The organism is Mycobacterium sp. E2327, assembly GCF_001672675.1.
Lineage (GTDB): Bacteria > Actinomycetota > Actinomycetes > Mycobacteriales > Mycobacteriaceae > Mycobacterium.
On sequence record NZ_LZKE01000103.1, the window covers coordinates 1 to 14,884 of the forward strand.

Consider the following 14,884-nt stretch of genomic DNA (forward strand, 5'->3'; position numbering starts at 1 on the left):
CACCACGGGCCGGCCGGGAGCCACGGCCCAGTTCGTCGGCAACACCCATTCGGGGTGATCGCTGCACGACGTCGCGATGACCGGCGACGGCACCGCCGGACACCCCGACTGGCCGCACATCGGGGTGGCGCTGATGCGGCCGCGGGCGCGCGGGCGCATCACGCTTGTCTCGCCGGATCCCGACGTGCCGCCGCACATCGAGCACCGCTATGACAGCGCGCCCGAGGACGTCGCGGCGCTGCGCCGGGGCAGCGACCTGGCCCGCGAACTGGCCGGTGCCGCAACGTCTGTCGGGTCACCGGTGTGGTCGACGTCGCAGCACCTGTGCGGCACCGCGCCGATGGGCACCGTCGTCGATCCGCGCTGCCGCGTCTACGGCATCGAAAACCTTTGGGTCATAGACGGTTCCATCCTGCCCGCGATCACCAGCCGTGGGCCGCACGCGACCATCGTAATGCTGGGCCATCGGGCCGCGGAATTCGTCGCCTAGGGCTGCATCTCAATCGGCACGCCGATCGGCGCCGATTGCTCCTCATGGGAGGCGGCCGCGGAAGCCGGGGAGTAGGCGGGTGTCGCGGGGGAATAGTTCGGTGTCGTCGCGGGCGCCGCCGTCAACGGCGTACCGATCGGCATCGCCTGCGCCGCCGTCGCCGGGGAGAACGCGGGCGCTTCGACCGGCGCCGCCGCCACCGGCGCGCTAACGGGTGTCGGAGCGGCGACCTGCGCCGGCACGGCGGCGGCCGGCGCCCCGGCCGGCGCAAGCGGCGCGGCCACCGGCGCCGCCGCGAGTGGCGTGCCGGTCGGCGCCAGGGCAACCGGTGCCGCGGGAGCCGGCGTGACCGCGGCGGCCGGCGTGACCGCCGTCGCCAAGGGAGCTGCCGGTGCCGCCGGCGCCGCACCACCGGAGACGCCGGCCGCTGCCGCAGGCACCCCCGCCGCCGCGGAGCCTGCCGACGCCGCGGCGGTCGCCAGCGGTTGCGCGCCCGACAGCGCCTGGCCGGGGACATTGCCCGTCACCATGTTCTGCACGGTCTGCAGGGGCGAGGCGTTCGCCGCCTCGGTGAGGGCGTACTGCTCGGCGCCGGCGCTCATCAGCTGAACGAACTGGGTGTGGAAGGCCTGCGCCGCGGCGCTGAGCGCCTGATAGACCTGGGCGTGCGCGTCGAACAGGCTCGCGATGTTGGCCGACACCTCGTCGGCACCCGCGGGCAGCACGCTGGATACCGGGCCTGAGGCAGCCGAGTTTGCATCGCTGATCGCCGAACCGATGTTGGCCAAATCCATTGCGGCATTGGCCACATACTCGGGCGCTGCGAACACATACGACATTCGGCTCCCCCGCCTGTCTCGACGTCGTCCGCCTCCCCATCACGGACACCGCTTCAGCGCACACTATCGCCCACCCGGGGTCTCCCGAGGCGTTTTCGCCGGATCTTCGCCATGCATTCAGTGGGGCGGGCCACGCCGCAGCGTGACCCGCCCCGAAAATGCGGTGACATTCATGCTGCCCACGTAGATGGCCACGACAAGTGGCGGGCGCGCGGCTGACTTCCCGTCAGGCGCGAACTCTGCGTCGCAATGTTCGTGGACGGCACGACGTCCCGATGTCGAATATCACCTCCCTTCAGCGATCCGCGATCCGCGCACGGTTTCCCGGAGGCGATCGCTCCCGTAAAACCGGCGCCTGTTTGCTGAACGAGTCGATACCCATCAACACCACACCCACCTCAACCCGCGAGATGACCTGCACCTGTCGATATATATTTTCAAATACCACGACGAGCGGACGTTCGCAAGTATCTGAGCCGGCCCGGTTTATGGCGGAGGAAAAATCGAGGTCGAGCGGACCCGATCAGCAACCACCGGTCAGCCGGTGTCGTTCTCCGGCAGCGACATTGGGTGTCAGCGGGACGGTTCTCGATGCCGCCCGACGCCGGGGCGCGCCCCGGAGACGAACCGGCGCACGACCTTCAGCTGCCGCCCGTCGCGGCCGGGAGCCCACAGGCCGATCAGGACCGCGGCGATGGTGACGATCACGGCCAGGACCGTCGTCGAGGCGTGCATCGCCGTCATGAACGCCGCTTTGCTGACCTCGGCCAGCTGGCCCCCCTGCGGCCCCAGCTTCCCGGCCACCTCGACCGCCTTGGCGAGCGAGTCGGTCGCCGGGCCGCGCACCGGGGCGGGGAACCCCGCCAACCTGGGCGCCAGCTCGTGGGAGTAGCGGCCAGCCAGTATCGAGCCGGCGACGGCGATCCCCAGCGCGCCGCCCATCTCGCGCGACGTGTCGTTGACCGCGGACGCGACCCCCTGCTTTTCGTCCGGCACCGCGCCCATGATCGCCGAAGTCGTAGGCGCGGTGCAGAATCCGATGCCGGTGCTCAGGATCAGCGTCGGCCACGCCATGTCGAGGAAACTCGAATGCAGGTCGAGCGTCTGCATGCACAGAAAGCCGACCGCCATCGTCAACGTGCCCACGAATAGCACCAGCCGCAGCCCGAACTTCGGCACATACCAAAACGACAGCGCCGAGAAAAGGCCCAGCGGCACCATGAACGGACCGAATGCGACCGCCGTCATCAGCGGGGAGTAGCCCATGATCTGCTGCACGTACTGCATGCCCAGGTAGAAGAAGCCGAACGTCGCGCCGAACAGGACGACGATCGTCGCCACGCCGGTGGCGAAACTCGGATCGCCGAACAGTCGCACGTCGAGCAGGGGATGGCGGGTCCGGAATTCGACGACGCCGAACACGGCCGCGATGATCGCCCCGGCGACCAGCCCGCCCCAGATCAGGGGATCGCTCCAGCCGCGGTCGGGCGCCTCCAGGATCGCGGCCACCGCGATCGCGACGGCCGCGCCGATCAGCATCGCGCCCAGCGAATCGACCCGGGGCGCGTTGGCTTCCCGCGACGACGCGACGGTGCACGCCAGCGCGAAAATCGCCAGCGCGGCGGCGCCCAACGACCAGAAGATCGCGTGCCAGTCCCAAAAGCGCAGCAGCAGGCCGGATCCGAACATGCCCAGCACCCCGCCCGAACCGGCCGTCCCGGCCCAGATCCCAACGGCCTTGATGCGGTCCTCCTTCGGGTAGGCCACCGTCAGCAGCGACAGCGTCGCGGGCATCACGAACGCGGCGCCGACGCCGGCGACCGCCCGTCCCGCGATGATCTGCAGCGGGCTGTGCAACAGCGCCGGCGCCGCCGAACCCAGGGCGAAGACGAGCAAACCGACGAGCAACGCGCCCCGCCTGCCGTAGCGGTCGCCGATCGCGCCGGCGGGCAGCAACAAGCAGGCCAGCGCCACCGTGTAACCGTCGACGACCCAGGTCAGCTGGGACTGCGTCGCCGAGGTGGCGACCGCAAGGTCGCCCAGCGCGGTGTTCAGCGCCGTCATCGACGCGACGACCAGCCCCACGCCCATGCAGGCGACGGTCAGGGTCCAAGTTCGGGCGCGGGGACTACCCCCGATGCGCCTTGCCTCATTACGCTGATCAGGCCGTACCAGCGTTTCGATCATATGGAGCGCCTCCTAACGGGGGCGTAGCGAGATTTTCGAGACTCTTGGTCTTGTAGGTAAACCGATAGTCTTGGTCCCAAACCGGGAGGTAGCTCACAATTACCGGCGGAAGTACCGACCCCCGCCCAGCGCGGTCCAGGGCCCGTTTGCTCGAGGCCGCCGCTGCGCTGCTGCGTTCGGGGGGTCCCAGCGCGGTGACCGTCGATGCGGTCACTCGTAGCGCCAATGTAGCCAGGGCGACCCTGTATCGCCACTTCCCGAGCGGAAATGATTTGCTGGCAGCGGCATTCAACAGCCTGATACCGCCGCCGCCGATGCCGCCTGCCGACGGCTCCCTGCGCGATCGCCTGATCGGGTTGGTCCTTGCCCACGCCGAGGCCGTGGCGCAGGCGCCGGCCCTGCTGACGGCCATGTCGTGGCTCTCATTAGGCCGCGACCTGGACAAGTTGCCGGAACCCCACCAGGTCGGCACCGCCGACAGCGCGTCGATATGCACGTTGCGGGAACGCATCGCGCAGCAGTACGCCGCGCCGTTCGACGCGGTTTTCGACAGCCCCGAGGCCGCCGCCGAACTGGGTGAGGTCGACCGGTCGCGCGCCATCGCGCTGCTGATCGGCCCGCTGATGCTCGGACGCCTGTCGACCCTGCCCGACTTCGACTACCGCGAGTGCGCGCGCGCCGCCGTCGACGGTTTCCTGCACGTGCAGCGGGCCCAGCAGAGGGCCGACGCGGCGACCACCGAATCGGCCGGTGCCTGAGTCCCGGCGAGGTTTGCCCGGGATTTGGCCAAACCCATGATCTGAGGCATACTGTTCAGGTTGCCTTGCGCCGGGTTCTGCCTGGCCGGGCATACGACCAGCGCCCAACCGGGCGCGTCCGGTCCCAACCTCGGAATGCGACCAATTTCGGCCGCGCACGAGGCTGCGTAAGGGTGACACGCCCGACCGCGGGGGCCGGTGGACCACGACAGGTAAACAGCGGCGCAGTATCCGGCGCGACGCTCGACCGGCCCAAGGTTGGGCCGATCCGCGCGCCGGGGGCACCAGCCCGGGACACGGGCTTAAGAGGAGTGAGGGTAGGAGAAAGCGTGGCGGGACAGAAGATCCGCATCAGGCTTAAGGCCTACGACCATGAGGCCATCGACGCATCGGCGCGCAAGATCGTCGAGACCGTCGTCCGCACGGGTGCCAGCGTCGTAGGGCCGGTGCCGCTGCCGACCGAGAAGAACGTGTATTGCGTCATCCGCTCCCCGCACAAGTACAAGGACTCGCGGGAGCACTTCGAGATGCGCACGCACAAGCGGTTGATTGACATCCTCGATCCGACGCCGAAGACGGTCGACGCGCTGATGCGCATCGACCTGCCGGCCAGTGTCGACGTCAACATCCAGTAGGAGATCGACGACTCATGGCACGAAAAGGCATTCTGGGTACCAAGCTGGGCATGACGCAGGTGTTCGACGAGAACAACCGGGTCGTGCCGGTGACGGTGGTCAAGGCCGGTCCCAACGTGGTGACCCGCATCCGCACGCCGGAGCGCGACGGCTACAGCGCCGTGCAGCTGGCGTACGGCGAGATCAGCCCGCGCAAGGTCAACAAGCCGGTCACCGGTCAGTACACGGCGGCGGGCGTCAACCCGCGCCGCTTCCTGGCCGAGCTGCGGCTGGACAACCCCGACGCCGCCGCCGAATACGAGGTCGGCCAGGAGCTGACGGCGGAGATCTTCGCCGACGGCGCCTACGTCGACGTGACCGGCACCTCCAAGGGCAAGGGCTTCGCCGGCACCATGAAGCGGCACGGCTTCCGCGGCCAGGGCGCCAGCCACGGCGCCCAGGCGGTGCACCGCCGCCCGGGTTCCATCGGCGGCTGCGCCACCCCCGCCCGGGTGTTCAAGGGCACCCGGATGGCCGGCCGGATGGGCAACGACCGGGTGACCGTGCAGAACCTGTTGGTGCACAAGGTCGATGCCGAGAACGGCGTGCTGTTGATCAAGGGTGCGGTCCCCGGCCGCACCGGCGGACTCGTGATGGTTCGCAGCGCGATCAAACGAGGTGAGAACTGATGGCACTCAAGATTGACGTCAAGACGCCGGACGGCAAGGTCGACGGCTCCGTCGAGCTGCCCGCCGAATTGTTCGACGCCCCGGCCAATATCGCGCTGATGCACCAGGTGGTCACCGCGCAACGGGCCGCCGCCCGCCAGGGCACGCACTCGACCAAGACGCGCGGCGAGGTGAGCGGCGGTGGCCGCAAGCCCTACCGGCAGAAGGGCACCGGACGCGCGCGGCAGGGTTCGACGCGGGCCCCGCAGTTCACCGGCGGTGGCACGGTGCACGGCCCGAAGCCGCGCGACTACAGCCAGCGGACGCCCAAGAAGATGATCGCCGCGGCGTTGCGCGGGGCGCTGTCCGACCGCGCGCGCAACGGACGCATCCACGCGATCACCGAGTTGGTCGCGGGCCAGACCCCGTCGACCAAGAGCGCCAAGGCATTTCTGGACACGCTGTCCGATCGCAAGCGGCTGCTGCTGGTCATCGGCCGCGCCGACGAGACCGGTGCCAAGAGCGTGCGCAACCTGCCCGGCGTGCATGTGCTGGCGCCCGACCAGCTCAACACCTACGACGTGCTGCGCTCCGATGACGTGGTGTTCAGCGTCGAGGCCCTCAACGCCTACATCGCGGCTAACACTGCCGCCAACACCAGCTCTGCCGAGGAGGTTTCGGCCTGATGGCGACCATCGCTGACCCCCGCGACATCATCCTGGCGCCGGTCATCTCCGAGAAGTCCTATTCGCTGCTGGACGACAACGTGTACACGTTCGTGGTGCACCCCGACTCGAACAAGACGCAGATCAAGATCGCCATCGAGAAGATCTTCTCCGTCAAGGTCGCGTCGGTGAACACCGCGAACCGGCAGGGCAAGCGCAAGCGCACCCGGACCGGCTACGGCAAGCGCAAGGGCACCAAGCGCGCCATCGTCACCCTGGCCCCGGGCAGCAAGCCGATCGACCTCTTCGGCGCACCGAGCTAGAAAGAACTGATTAGACATGGCAATTCGTAAGTACAAGCCGACGACCCCGGGTCGCCGCGGCGCCAGCGTGTCCGACTTCGCCGAGATCACCCGCTCGGAGCCGGAGAAGTCGTTGGTGCGCCCGTTGCACGGTCACGGTGGCCGCAACGCGCACGGCCGGATCACCACCCGCCACAAGGGTGGTGGCCACAAGCGCGCCTACCGGGTGATCGACTTCCGTCGTAACGACAAGGACGGCGTCAACGCGAAGGTCGCGCACATCGAGTACGACCCGAACCGCACGGCCAACATCGCGCTGCTGCACTTCCTCGACGGCGAGAAGCGCTACATCATTGCCCCGCTTGGGCTCTCGCAGGGCGACGTGGTGGAGTCGGGCCCCAACGCCGACATCAAGCCCGGCAACAACCTGCCGCTGCGCAACATCCCGGCCGGTACCTTGGTGCACGCCGTGGAGCTGCGCCCGGGCGGCGGCGCCAAGCTCGCGCGCTCGGCCGGGTCGAGCATCCAGCTGCTCGGCAAGGAGGGCACCTACGCGTCGCTGCGCATGCCCAGCGGCGAGATCCGCCGCGTCGACGTGCGCTGCCGCGCCACCGTCGGCGAGGTGGGCAACGCCGAGCAGGCAAACATCAACTGGGGCAAGGCCGGTCGGATGCGGTGGAAGGGCAAGCGCCCGTCGGTCCGTGGTGTCGTGATGAACCCGGTGGACCACCCGCACGGCGGCGGTGAGGGTAAGACCTCCGGCGGCCGGCACCCGGTCAGCCCGTGGGGCAAGCCCGAGGGCCGCACCCGCCACCCGAACAAGCAGAGCAACAAGCTCATCGTCCGACGCCGGCGCACCGGCAAGAAGCACTCGCGGTAACAGGAGTAGCAAGACATGCCTCGCAGCCTGAAAAAGGGACCGTTCGTCGACGACCACCTGCTCAAGAAGGTGGACGTGCAGAACGAGAAGAACAGCAAGCAGGTCATCAAGACCTGGTCGCGTCGTTCGACGATCATCCCGGACTTCATCGGCCACACCTTCGCCGTGCACGACGGGCGCAAGCACGTCCCGGTGTTCGTCACCGAGGCGATGGTGGGCCACAAGCTGGGCGAGTTCGCCCCGACGCGCACCTTCAAGGGCCACATCAAGGACGACCGAAAGGCCAAGCGCCGATGAGCACCACGACGACTGAATATCCGTCGGCCGTCGCCAAGGCACGGTTCGTGCGGGTGTCGCCGACCAAGGCGCGCCGGGTGATCGACCTGGTGCGTGGCAAGTCGGTTGAAGACGCGCTCGACATCCTGCGCTGGGCGCCGCAGGCCGCCAGCGAGCCGGTGGCCAAGGTGATCGCCAGCGCCGCGGCCAACGCGCAAAACAACAACGGCTTGGACCCCGCCACGTTGGTGGTCGCCACCGTGTACGCCGACGAGGGCCCGACCGCCAAGCGCATCCGTCCGCGCGCCCAGGGCCGCGCGTTCCGGATTCGCCGGCGCACCAGCCACATCACGGTCGTGGTGGAAAGCCGGCCGGCCTCCGGCGAGCGTTCGGCGAAGTCCACCCGGGCCCGTCGCGCCGAGGCCAGCAAGGCGGCCGCGAAGGCGCCGGCGAAGAAGGCCCCCGCCAAGAAGGCTCCCGCCAAGAAGGCGCCGGCCGCCAAGAAGGCTCCGGCCAAAAAGGCTCAAACCCCTACTACTTCTGAGGCTTCGGAAACGAAGGGAGGCTCAGACTAGTGGGCCAGAAGATCAATCCGCACGGCTTCCGGCTCGGCATCACCACCGACTGGAAGTCCCGCTGGTACGCCGACAAGCAGTACGCCGACTACGTCAAGGAAGACGTGGCGATCCGCCGGCTGCTGTCCACCGGCCTGGAGCGCGCCGGCATCGCCGACGTGGAGATCGAGCGGACCCGCGACCGGGTCCGGGTCGACATCCACACCGCGCGCCCCGGGATCGTCATCGGCCGCCGCGGCACCGAGGCCGACCGGATCCGGGCCGACCTGGAGAAGCTGACCGGCAAGCAGGTCCAGCTCAACATCCTCGAGGTCAAAAACCCCGAATCGCAGGCACAATTGGTGGCGCAGGGCGTCGCGGAGCAGCTGAGCAACCGGGTCGCCTTCCGCCGCGCGATGCGCAAGGCCATCCAGTCGGCGATGCGGCAACCGAACGTCAAGGGCATCCGGGTGCAGTGCTCGGGCCGCCTCGGCGGCGCGGAGATGAGCCGCTCGGAGTTCTACCGCGAGGGCCGGGTGCCGCTGCACACGCTGCGCGCCGACATCGACTACGGCCTGTACGAGGCCAAGACCACCTTCGGCCGCATCGGCGTGAAGGTGTGGATCTACAAGGGCGACATCGTCGGCGGCAAGCGCGAATTGACCGCCGCCGCACCGGCGGGCGCCGACCGTCCCCGTCGTGAGCGGCCGTCGGGCGCGCGTCCGCGGCGCAGCGGGGCGTCGGGCACCACGGCGACCAGCACCGAGGCCGGCCGGGCCGCGGGTGCCGAGGATCAGGCCGCGGCGGCCCCGGTCGAGGCCGCGCCGGCCCCCGAACCGCAGAGTACGGAGAGCTGAATCATGTTGATTCCCCGCAAGGTTAAGCACCGCAAGCAACACCACCCGCGCCAGCGCGGCATCGCCAGCGGCGGCACGCAGGTGAACTTCGGTGACTACGGCATCCAGGCGCTCGAGCACGCGTACGTGACCAACCGCCAGATCGAGTCGGCTCGTATCGCGATCAACCGGCACATCAAGCGTGGCGGCAAGGTGTGGATCAACGTCTTCCCCGACCGCCCGCTGACCAAGAAGCCCGCCGAGACCCGGATGGGTTCGGGTAAGGGCTCCCCGGAGTGGTGGGTCGTCAACGTCAAGCCGGGCCGGGTGCTGTTCGAGCTCAGCTACCCCAACGAGCAGACGGCCCGCGCCGCGCTCACCCGCGCAATCCACAAGCTGCCGATCAAGGCACGCATCGTGACCCGAGAGGATCAGTTCTGATGGCACTGGGCATTTCGCCGGGCGAACTGCGCGAGCTCACCGACGAAGAGCTCACCGATCGCCTGCGCGAATCCAAGGAGGAGCTGTTCAACCTGCGCTTCCAGATGGCGACCGGACAGCTCAACAACAACCGCCGGCTCCGCACCGTGCGTCAGGAAATCGCGCGCGTCTACACCGTGCTGCGCGAACGGGAACTGGGCCTGGCCAGCGGACCCGACGGCACCGACGGAAAATAAGGATTCGTGATGGCAGAAGCTAAGAAGGCGCCCGCAAAGGCTGCCCCCAAGAAGGCCGCTTCCACCGACGCCGCGGCGAAGGACAAGGGCCCCAAGCACACTCCGGCCAACCCGAAGTCGCGCGGCCGGCGCAAGGTGCGCATCGGCTACGTGGTCAGCGACAAGATGCAGAAGACCATCGTGGTCGAGCTGGAAGACCGCATGCGTCACCCGTTGTACGGCAAGATCATCCGGACCACCAAGAAGGTCAAGGCGCACGACGAGAACAGCACCGCCGGCATCGGCGACCGCGTCTCGCTGATGGAGACGCGCCCGATGTCGGCGACCAAGCGCTGGCGGCTCGTCGAGATCCTCGAGAAGGCCAAGTAGTCGGCGAACAGGTTTGCGGCGAGCAGACACAAAAGCCCCCGCGCGCTCGGCGTGTCGGGGGCTTTTGCGTCTGCTGGCGAACCTGAGATTCACACCTTGCTCTCACCCGCCCGGTGTAGTCTCCACGCCACGCGTGTAACGGGGTCCACCAACAAGAGTGAGGCTGGCAGCAATGACGGGGTCGACCGAGTTTCAGGGCAAGATCGAGCTGGATATCCGCGACTCGGAGCCGGACTGGGGGCCGTACGCGGCACCGGCGGCGCCGGAGAACTCGCCGAACATCCTCTACCTCGTCTGGGATGACACCGGGATCGCCACCTGGGACTGCTTCGGCGGCCTGGTCGAGATGCCCGCGATGACGCGGATCGCCGAGCGCGGCGTGCGGTTGTCGCAGTTCCACACCACCGCGCTGTGCTCGCCGACGCGAGCGTCCCTGCTGACCGGGCGCAACGCGACCACCGTCGGCATGGCCACCATCGAGGAGTTCACCGACGGGTTCCCCAACTGCAACGGACGGATCCCCGCCGACACCGCGCTGATCTCCGAGGTGTTGGCCGAGCGCGGCTACAACACCTACTGCGTCGGGAAATGGCACCTCACGCCGCTGGAAGAGTCGAACCTGGCGTCGACGAAACGGCATTGGCCCACCTCCCGCGGATTCGAGCGGTTCTACGGGTTCATGGGCGGCGAGACCGATCAGTGGTATCCGGACCTGGTGTACGACAACCACCCGGTCAACCCGCCCGCCACCCCGGAAGACGGCTATCACCTGTCGAAGGACATCGCGGACAAGACCATCGAGTTCATCCGCGACGCCAAGGTGATCGCCCCGGACAAGCCGTGGTTCAGCTATGTGTGCCCCGGCGCGGGCCACGCCCCGCACCACGTCTTCAAGGAGTGGGCGGACCGCTACGCGGGCCGGTTCGACATGGGCTACGAGCGCTACCGCGAGATCGTGCTGGAAAACCAGAAGGCGATGGGCATCGTTCCGCAGGACACCGAGCTGTCGCCGGTGAACCCGTACGCCGACGTGAAGGGGCCCAACGGTGAGCCGTGGCCGCTGCAGGACACCGTGCGGCCCTGGGATTCGCTGAACGAGGAAGAAAAGAAGCTGTTCTGCCGCATGGCCGAGGTGTTCGCCGGCTTCCTCAGCTACACCGACGCCCAGATCGGCCGCATCCTGGACTACCTCGAGGAGTCCGGCCAGCTGGACGACACCATCATCGTGGTGATCTCCGACAACGGCGCCAGCGGCGAGGGCGGCCCCAACGGCTCGGTCAACGAGGGCAAGTTCTTCAACGGCTACATCGACACCGTCGAGGAGAGCATGAAGCTGTTCGACCACCTGGGCGGCCCGGAGACCTACAACCACTACCCGATCGGGTGGGCGATGGCCTTCAACACGCCGTACAAGCTGTACAAGCGCTACGCCTCCCACGAGGGCGGCATCGCCGACACGGCAATCGTCTCGTGGCCCAACGGAATTGCCGCACACGGCGAGGTCCGCGACAACTACGTCAATGTCTGCGACATCACCCCGACCGTCTACGACCTGCTGGGCATGACGCCCCCAGAGCAGGTCAAGGGGATCACGCAGAAACCCTTGGACGGCGTGAGCTTCAAAGTGGCCCTTGCGGATCCGGGTGCCGACACCGGCAAACGGACCCAGTTCTACACCATGCTGGGCACCCGCGGGATCTGGCACGAGGGCTGGTTCGCCAACACCGTCCATGCCGCCACACCGGCCGGGTGGTCGCATTTCGACGCCGACCGCTGGGAGCTGTTCCACATCGAGGCCGACCGCAGCCAGTGCCACGACCTGGCCGGCGAGCAACCCGAGAAGCTGGAAGAGCTCAAGGCGCTGTGGTATTCCGAGGCCGCCAAGTACAACGGCCTGCCGCTGTCGGACCTGAACATCATCGAGACGATGATGCGCTCGCGGCCCTACCTCGTCGGCGAACGGTCCAGCTACACCTACTATCCCAACTGCGCCGACGTCGGCATCGGCGCCGCCGCCGAGATCCGCGGGCGCTCGTTCGCCGTGCTGGCCGACGTGACCGTGGATACCACCGGTGCCGAAGGCGTGCTGTTCAAGCAGGGCGGCGCGCACGGCGGGCACGTGCTGTTCGTCCAGGAAGGGCGGCTGCACTACGTCTACAACTTCCTCGGCGAGCGCCAGCAGCTGGTATCGTCGTCCGGCCCGGTGCCGCTGGGCCGGCACCTGCTGGGGGTTCGTTACGAGAGGACCGGGACGGTGGAGAACAGCCACACCCCGCTCGGTGACCTGACCCTGTTCGTCGACGCCGAGGTGGTGGGCACCCTGGCGGACGTGGCGACCCATCCGGGGACGTTCGGGCTGGCGGGGGCCGGGATCACCGTCGGGCGCAACGGCGGCTCGGGGGTGTCGAGCCGCTACAAGGCGCCGTTCACGTTCACCGGTGGCACCATCGCCGAGGTCACCGTCGACTTCTCGGGCAGGCCGTACGAGGACGTGGAAAGGGAACTGGCGCTCGCGTTTTCGCGCGACTGAGCCGGCGGCCGGCCCCCGGGCGCGTCCGGCTTCGACGCGGCCAAATCCACGGTGATGCAACAATTTGCGGTCGTCATCGCCTGAAAAGAGCGGTTTCAGGGCCGGCGGGCGGTAGCATTCGGCCCCGTGATGCCCCAATGACCACCGAAGCACCCCCGCCGCCGGCGCCACCCCAGTCGCGTGGACCGCGCTTTGCGATCGCGTTCGGGATCATCGTCGCCCTCATCGTCATCTACGTCCTGTCCCTGATCGCGGTGCACCTGCTGGCGAAATCGACGCCACCGCTGCCCGCGGCGGACCTGAGCAAGGTCGAGGCCGAGGACAGCGTCGTGCAGGTGCGCCTCGAGAAGCTCGACACCGTCGCCAACCGCTTGACGGTGAATGTCCTTGTCTACCCGAAGGATTCGCTCTACGACAAGAACTTCGGGGTGCTCACCACCGACGCGGCCGTGCGCCTGTATCCGGAGAACGACCTCGGCGACCTGCAATACCCGGTCGGAAAAGCGCCGGCGCAGGTCAGCACCACCATCGAGGCGCACGGCGATCCCGGTAACTGGCCCTTCGACACCTACAAGACGGAGGTCATCGCGGCCGACGTGTTCACCGGTTCCGGTCAGAACCGCGAGAAGTTGCCCGCGCGCGTCGAGGTATCCGGAAAGCTCGATGGCTGGGACGCCACCGTCACCCGCGTCCATGACCCGGCGGACTCCAACCCGGACATCCAGGACGACGTGACCATCACCCTGCAGCGCGCCAAGGGCCCGCTGATCTTCGACCTCGGAATCTGCCTCGTCCTTATCGCCTTGCCCGTGTTGGCGCTGTGGGTGGCCATTCCGGTGGCGTTGGGCAAGACCTCGTTCTTGCCGCCGATGGTGACTTGGTACGGCGCGATGCTGTTCGCCATCGTCCCGTTGCGCAACATCCTGCCGGGGAGCCCGCCGTACGGTTCGTGGATCGATCAGGCCGTCGTGCTCTGGGTGCTGATCGGACTGGTCAGCGCGATGGCACTGTTCCTGTCCGGTTGGTGGCAGCAACGGGACCGAAGGTCACCGAAGAAGGGCTGAACGCCTACTCCGCAACCGCCGCCCCGGCCCAACTGATCGCGTCGACGGCGCTCGAGACCCGCGCTTGGAAGTCGGGCGGCAGCGGGATGTAGCCGTTCCTGGCCAGTTCGACCTGGCCGGGCCCGATCGCCGCCTGCAGGAACGCCTTGACCGCCTTGGCATCGTCGGCGTTGGGGTACTTCGAGCAGACGATCTCGTAGGTGGCCAGGACAATCGGGTAGACGTCCGGCTGGGCCGGGTTGTAGAACGACGAAATGTCAAGCACGAGATTGTTTCCGGCGCCGGTGATCTTGGCGCCCAGGATCGTCTTGCCGACGGTGTCGGTGCCAATGCGCACCGGGCGCAGCGAGCGGCGGCTCGCGGGGGTCTTGATCTCGGCGGCGTAAAGACCTTGCTGCAGCGCGAATGACAGCTCGTTGTAGCTGATCGCACCCTCGGTGGTTTTCACGAGCTCCGAGGTGCCCTTGTTGCCGGCGGCGCCGATGCCGACCCCGCCCTTGAACGTCTTGCCGGTGCCCTGTTTCCACGCACCGCCGGACGCGGACTGCAGGTAGTTCTGGAAGTTGTCGGTCGTGCCGGACGCGTCGCTTCGGTAGATGACTTTGATGTCCTCGGCCGGCATGGAGGTGTTGAACGCGGTAAGCGCCGGGTCGTCCCAGCGGGTGATGGTGCCGTTGAAGATCTTCGCCAGTGTGGGCGCGTCGAGCACCAGGGAGTCGACGGCGCCGAGGTTGTAGGTGATGGCCAGCGGGCCGAACACCACGGGCAGGTTCCAAGCCTCGGCGCCGCCGCAGCGCTGTTTGGCGGCGGCGTACTGATCCTCGGCGAGGGGAGTGTCAGATCCGCCGAAATCGGTCTTGCCCGAAAGGAATTCGCTGATGCCGCTGCCCGACCCGTTGGCGGTGTAGTTGAGGTTCTGCCCCGGGCAGGCCCGGTGGTACGCCTCGATGAACTTCGTCATCGCATTCGCCTGGGCGGTCGACCCGCTGGCGATCAGGGTCTGTTTCCCGCCGCAGTCGACCTTGGCGCCCGCGGCATACGCCAGGGTCGCGTGGGAGTTGCTGCATGCCGAGCCCACCATGGCAACCGCCGCCAGCAAGCTGATGGCGGCGGCCGGTCGCGTGTGCCTCACGGTGATTGCCTCCAGGCGAGGGGGGCGCCCGGCGTCGACGGCG

General features: G+C 68.1%; 17 protein-coding genes and 1 pseudogene. 15 read left to right on the top strand and 3 right to left on the bottom strand.

Annotated features, from left to right (window positions below; genetic code table 11):
* Window positions 1-70: 70 nt before the first annotated feature.
* Window positions 71-490 (top strand): annotated as a pseudogene (locus tag A5712_RS11115) (GMC oxidoreductase); the annotation flags it as partial.
* Here the strand turns inward: A5712_RS11115 and A5712_RS32465 are convergent.
* Window positions 487-1,329 (bottom strand): PE family protein, encoded by an 843-nt coding sequence (locus tag A5712_RS32465; protein ID WP_082973392.1) that lies wholly within the window; start codon window positions 1,327-1,329, stop codon window positions 487-489. The pseudogene A5712_RS11115 and the gene A5712_RS32465 sit on opposite strands and share 4 nt — an antisense overlap.
* Window positions 1,330-1,902: 573 nt before the next feature.
* A complete protein-coding gene (locus A5712_RS11125; RefSeq protein WP_231982102.1) occupies window positions 1,903-3,420 on the bottom strand; it encodes an MFS transporter in 1,518 nt (505 codons plus the stop codon).
* Window positions 3,421-3,662: 242 nt separating this feature from the next.
* Between A5712_RS11125 and A5712_RS11130 the strand changes: the two genes are divergently transcribed.
* From A5712_RS11130 to A5712_RS11195, 14 genes are all read left to right on the top strand, one after another.
* Window positions 3,663-4,274 (top strand): TetR/AcrR family transcriptional regulator, encoded by a 612-nt coding sequence (locus A5712_RS11130; protein WP_255404403.1) that lies wholly within the window; start codon window positions 3,663-3,665, stop codon window positions 4,272-4,274.
* A 329-nt stretch (window positions 4,275-4,603) separates the two neighbouring features.
* Window positions 4,604-4,909 (top strand): 30S ribosomal protein S10, encoded by a 306-nt coding sequence (gene rpsJ, locus A5712_RS11135; protein WP_003873519.1) that lies wholly within the window; start codon window positions 4,604-4,606, stop codon window positions 4,907-4,909.
* 14 nt (window positions 4,910-4,923) lie between these two features.
* Window positions 4,924-5,577, top strand: coding sequence for a 50S ribosomal protein L3 (gene rplC, locus A5712_RS11140; RefSeq protein WP_067159527.1), 654 nt, complete (start codon window positions 4,924-4,926; stop codon window positions 5,575-5,577).
* On the top strand, window positions 5,577-6,242 hold the full coding sequence (rplD, locus tag A5712_RS11145; RefSeq protein WP_068104439.1) for a 50S ribosomal protein L4: 666 nt from the start codon (window positions 5,577-5,579) through the stop codon (window positions 6,240-6,242). The genes rplC and rplD overlap by 1 nt, the downstream gene beginning before the upstream one ends.
* Window positions 6,242-6,544 (top strand): 50S ribosomal protein L23, encoded by a 303-nt coding sequence (gene rplW, locus A5712_RS11150; RefSeq protein WP_067012931.1) that lies wholly within the window; start codon window positions 6,242-6,244, stop codon window positions 6,542-6,544. The genes rplD and rplW overlap by 1 nt, the downstream gene beginning before the upstream one ends.
* Window positions 6,545-6,560: 16 nt before the next feature.
* Complete coding sequence (rplB, locus tag A5712_RS11155) at window positions 6,561-7,403, top strand: 50S ribosomal protein L2 (RefSeq protein ID WP_068104441.1); 843 nt, start codon at window positions 6,561-6,563, stop codon at window positions 7,401-7,403.
* A 15-nt stretch (window positions 7,404-7,418) separates the two neighbouring features.
* The gene (gene rpsS, locus A5712_RS11160; RefSeq protein ID WP_025738376.1) at window positions 7,419-7,700 is read left to right on the top strand and encodes a 30S ribosomal protein S19; all 282 of its coding nucleotides are present in this window, start codon (window positions 7,419-7,421) and stop codon (window positions 7,698-7,700) included.
* Window positions 7,697-8,254, top strand: coding sequence for a 50S ribosomal protein L22 (rplV, locus tag A5712_RS11165; protein WP_068104443.1), 558 nt, complete (start codon window positions 7,697-7,699; stop codon window positions 8,252-8,254). Before rpsS ends, rplV begins: the two co-directional genes overlap by 4 nt.
* A complete protein-coding gene (gene rpsC, locus A5712_RS11170) occupies window positions 8,254-9,090 on the top strand; it encodes a 30S ribosomal protein S3 (RefSeq protein ID WP_068104445.1) in 837 nt (278 codons plus the stop codon). The genes rplV and rpsC overlap by 1 nt, the downstream gene beginning before the upstream one ends.
* 3 nt (window positions 9,091-9,093) lie before the next feature.
* The gene (gene rplP / locus A5712_RS11175; protein WP_067012938.1) at window positions 9,094-9,510 is read left to right on the top strand and encodes a 50S ribosomal protein L16; all 417 of its coding nucleotides are present in this window, start codon (window positions 9,094-9,096) and stop codon (window positions 9,508-9,510) included.
* Complete coding sequence (gene rpmC, locus A5712_RS11180) at window positions 9,510-9,746, top strand: 50S ribosomal protein L29 (RefSeq protein ID WP_068104447.1); 237 nt, start codon at window positions 9,510-9,512, stop codon at window positions 9,744-9,746. Before rplP ends, rpmC begins: the two co-directional genes overlap by 1 nt.
* Window positions 9,747-9,752: 6 nt before the next feature.
* Window positions 9,753-10,115: a 30S ribosomal protein S17 gene (gene rpsQ / locus A5712_RS11185; RefSeq protein WP_369830386.1), complete on the top strand. Its 363-nt coding sequence runs from the start codon at window positions 9,753-9,755 to the stop codon at window positions 10,113-10,115.
* Between the two features lie 172 nt (window positions 10,116-10,287).
* Complete coding sequence (locus A5712_RS11190; RefSeq protein WP_068104450.1) at window positions 10,288-12,645, top strand: arylsulfatase; 2,358 nt, start codon at window positions 10,288-10,290, stop codon at window positions 12,643-12,645.
* 137 nt (window positions 12,646-12,782) lie between these two features.
* The gene (locus A5712_RS11195; RefSeq protein WP_068104453.1) at window positions 12,783-13,709 is read left to right on the top strand and encodes a DUF4436 domain-containing protein; all 927 of its coding nucleotides are present in this window, start codon (window positions 12,783-12,785) and stop codon (window positions 13,707-13,709) included.
* Window positions 13,710-13,713: 4 nt separating this feature from the next.
* On the opposite strand, the gene pstS is transcribed toward A5712_RS11195, so the two are convergent.
* Window positions 13,714-14,841 carry a phosphate ABC transporter substrate-binding protein PstS gene (gene pstS, locus A5712_RS11200; RefSeq protein WP_068104455.1) on the bottom strand — a complete coding sequence of 376 codons (1,128 nt, stop codon included), beginning with the start codon at window positions 14,839-14,841 and terminating at the stop codon, window positions 13,714-13,716.
* Window positions 14,842-14,884 lie beyond the last annotated feature (43 nt).

What these genes read in the sequence shown, in the direction of transcription:
- rpmC (WP_068104447.1), top strand. Translation starts at nt 9,510, where the DNA reads ATGGCACTGGGCATTTCGCCGGGCGAACTGCGCGAGCTCACCGACGAA.
- A5712_RS32465 (WP_082973392.1), bottom strand. Translation starts at nt 1,329, where the DNA reads ATGTCGTATGTGTTCGCAGCGCCCGAGTATGTGGCCAATGCCGCAATG.
- rplD (WP_068104439.1), top strand. Translation starts at nt 5,577, where the DNA reads ATGGCACTCAAGATTGACGTCAAGACGCCGGACGGCAAGGTCGACGGC.
- rplB (WP_068104441.1), top strand. Translation starts at nt 6,561, where the DNA reads ATGGCAATTCGTAAGTACAAGCCGACGACCCCGGGTCGCCGCGGCGCC.
- A5712_RS11195 (WP_068104453.1), top strand. Translation starts at nt 12,783, where the DNA reads ATGACCACCGAAGCACCCCCGCCGCCGGCGCCACCCCAGTCGCGTGGA.
- rplV (WP_068104443.1), top strand. Translation starts at nt 7,697, where the DNA reads ATGAGCACCACGACGACTGAATATCCGTCGGCCGTCGCCAAGGCACGG.
- rplP (WP_067012938.1), top strand. Translation starts at nt 9,094, where the DNA reads ATGTTGATTCCCCGCAAGGTTAAGCACCGCAAGCAACACCACCCGCGC.
- rpsS (WP_025738376.1), top strand. Translation starts at nt 7,419, where the DNA reads ATGCCTCGCAGCCTGAAAAAGGGACCGTTCGTCGACGACCACCTGCTC.
- rplC (WP_067159527.1), top strand. Translation starts at nt 4,924, where the DNA reads ATGGCACGAAAAGGCATTCTGGGTACCAAGCTGGGCATGACGCAGGTG.
- rplW (WP_067012931.1), top strand. Translation starts at nt 6,242, where the DNA reads ATGGCGACCATCGCTGACCCCCGCGACATCATCCTGGCGCCGGTCATC.
- A5712_RS11190 (WP_068104450.1), top strand. Translation starts at nt 10,288, where the DNA reads ATGACGGGGTCGACCGAGTTTCAGGGCAAGATCGAGCTGGATATCCGC.
- A5712_RS11125 (WP_231982102.1), bottom strand. Translation starts at nt 3,420, where the DNA reads ATGGGCGTGGGGCTGGTCGTCGCGTCGATGACGGCGCTGAACACCGCG.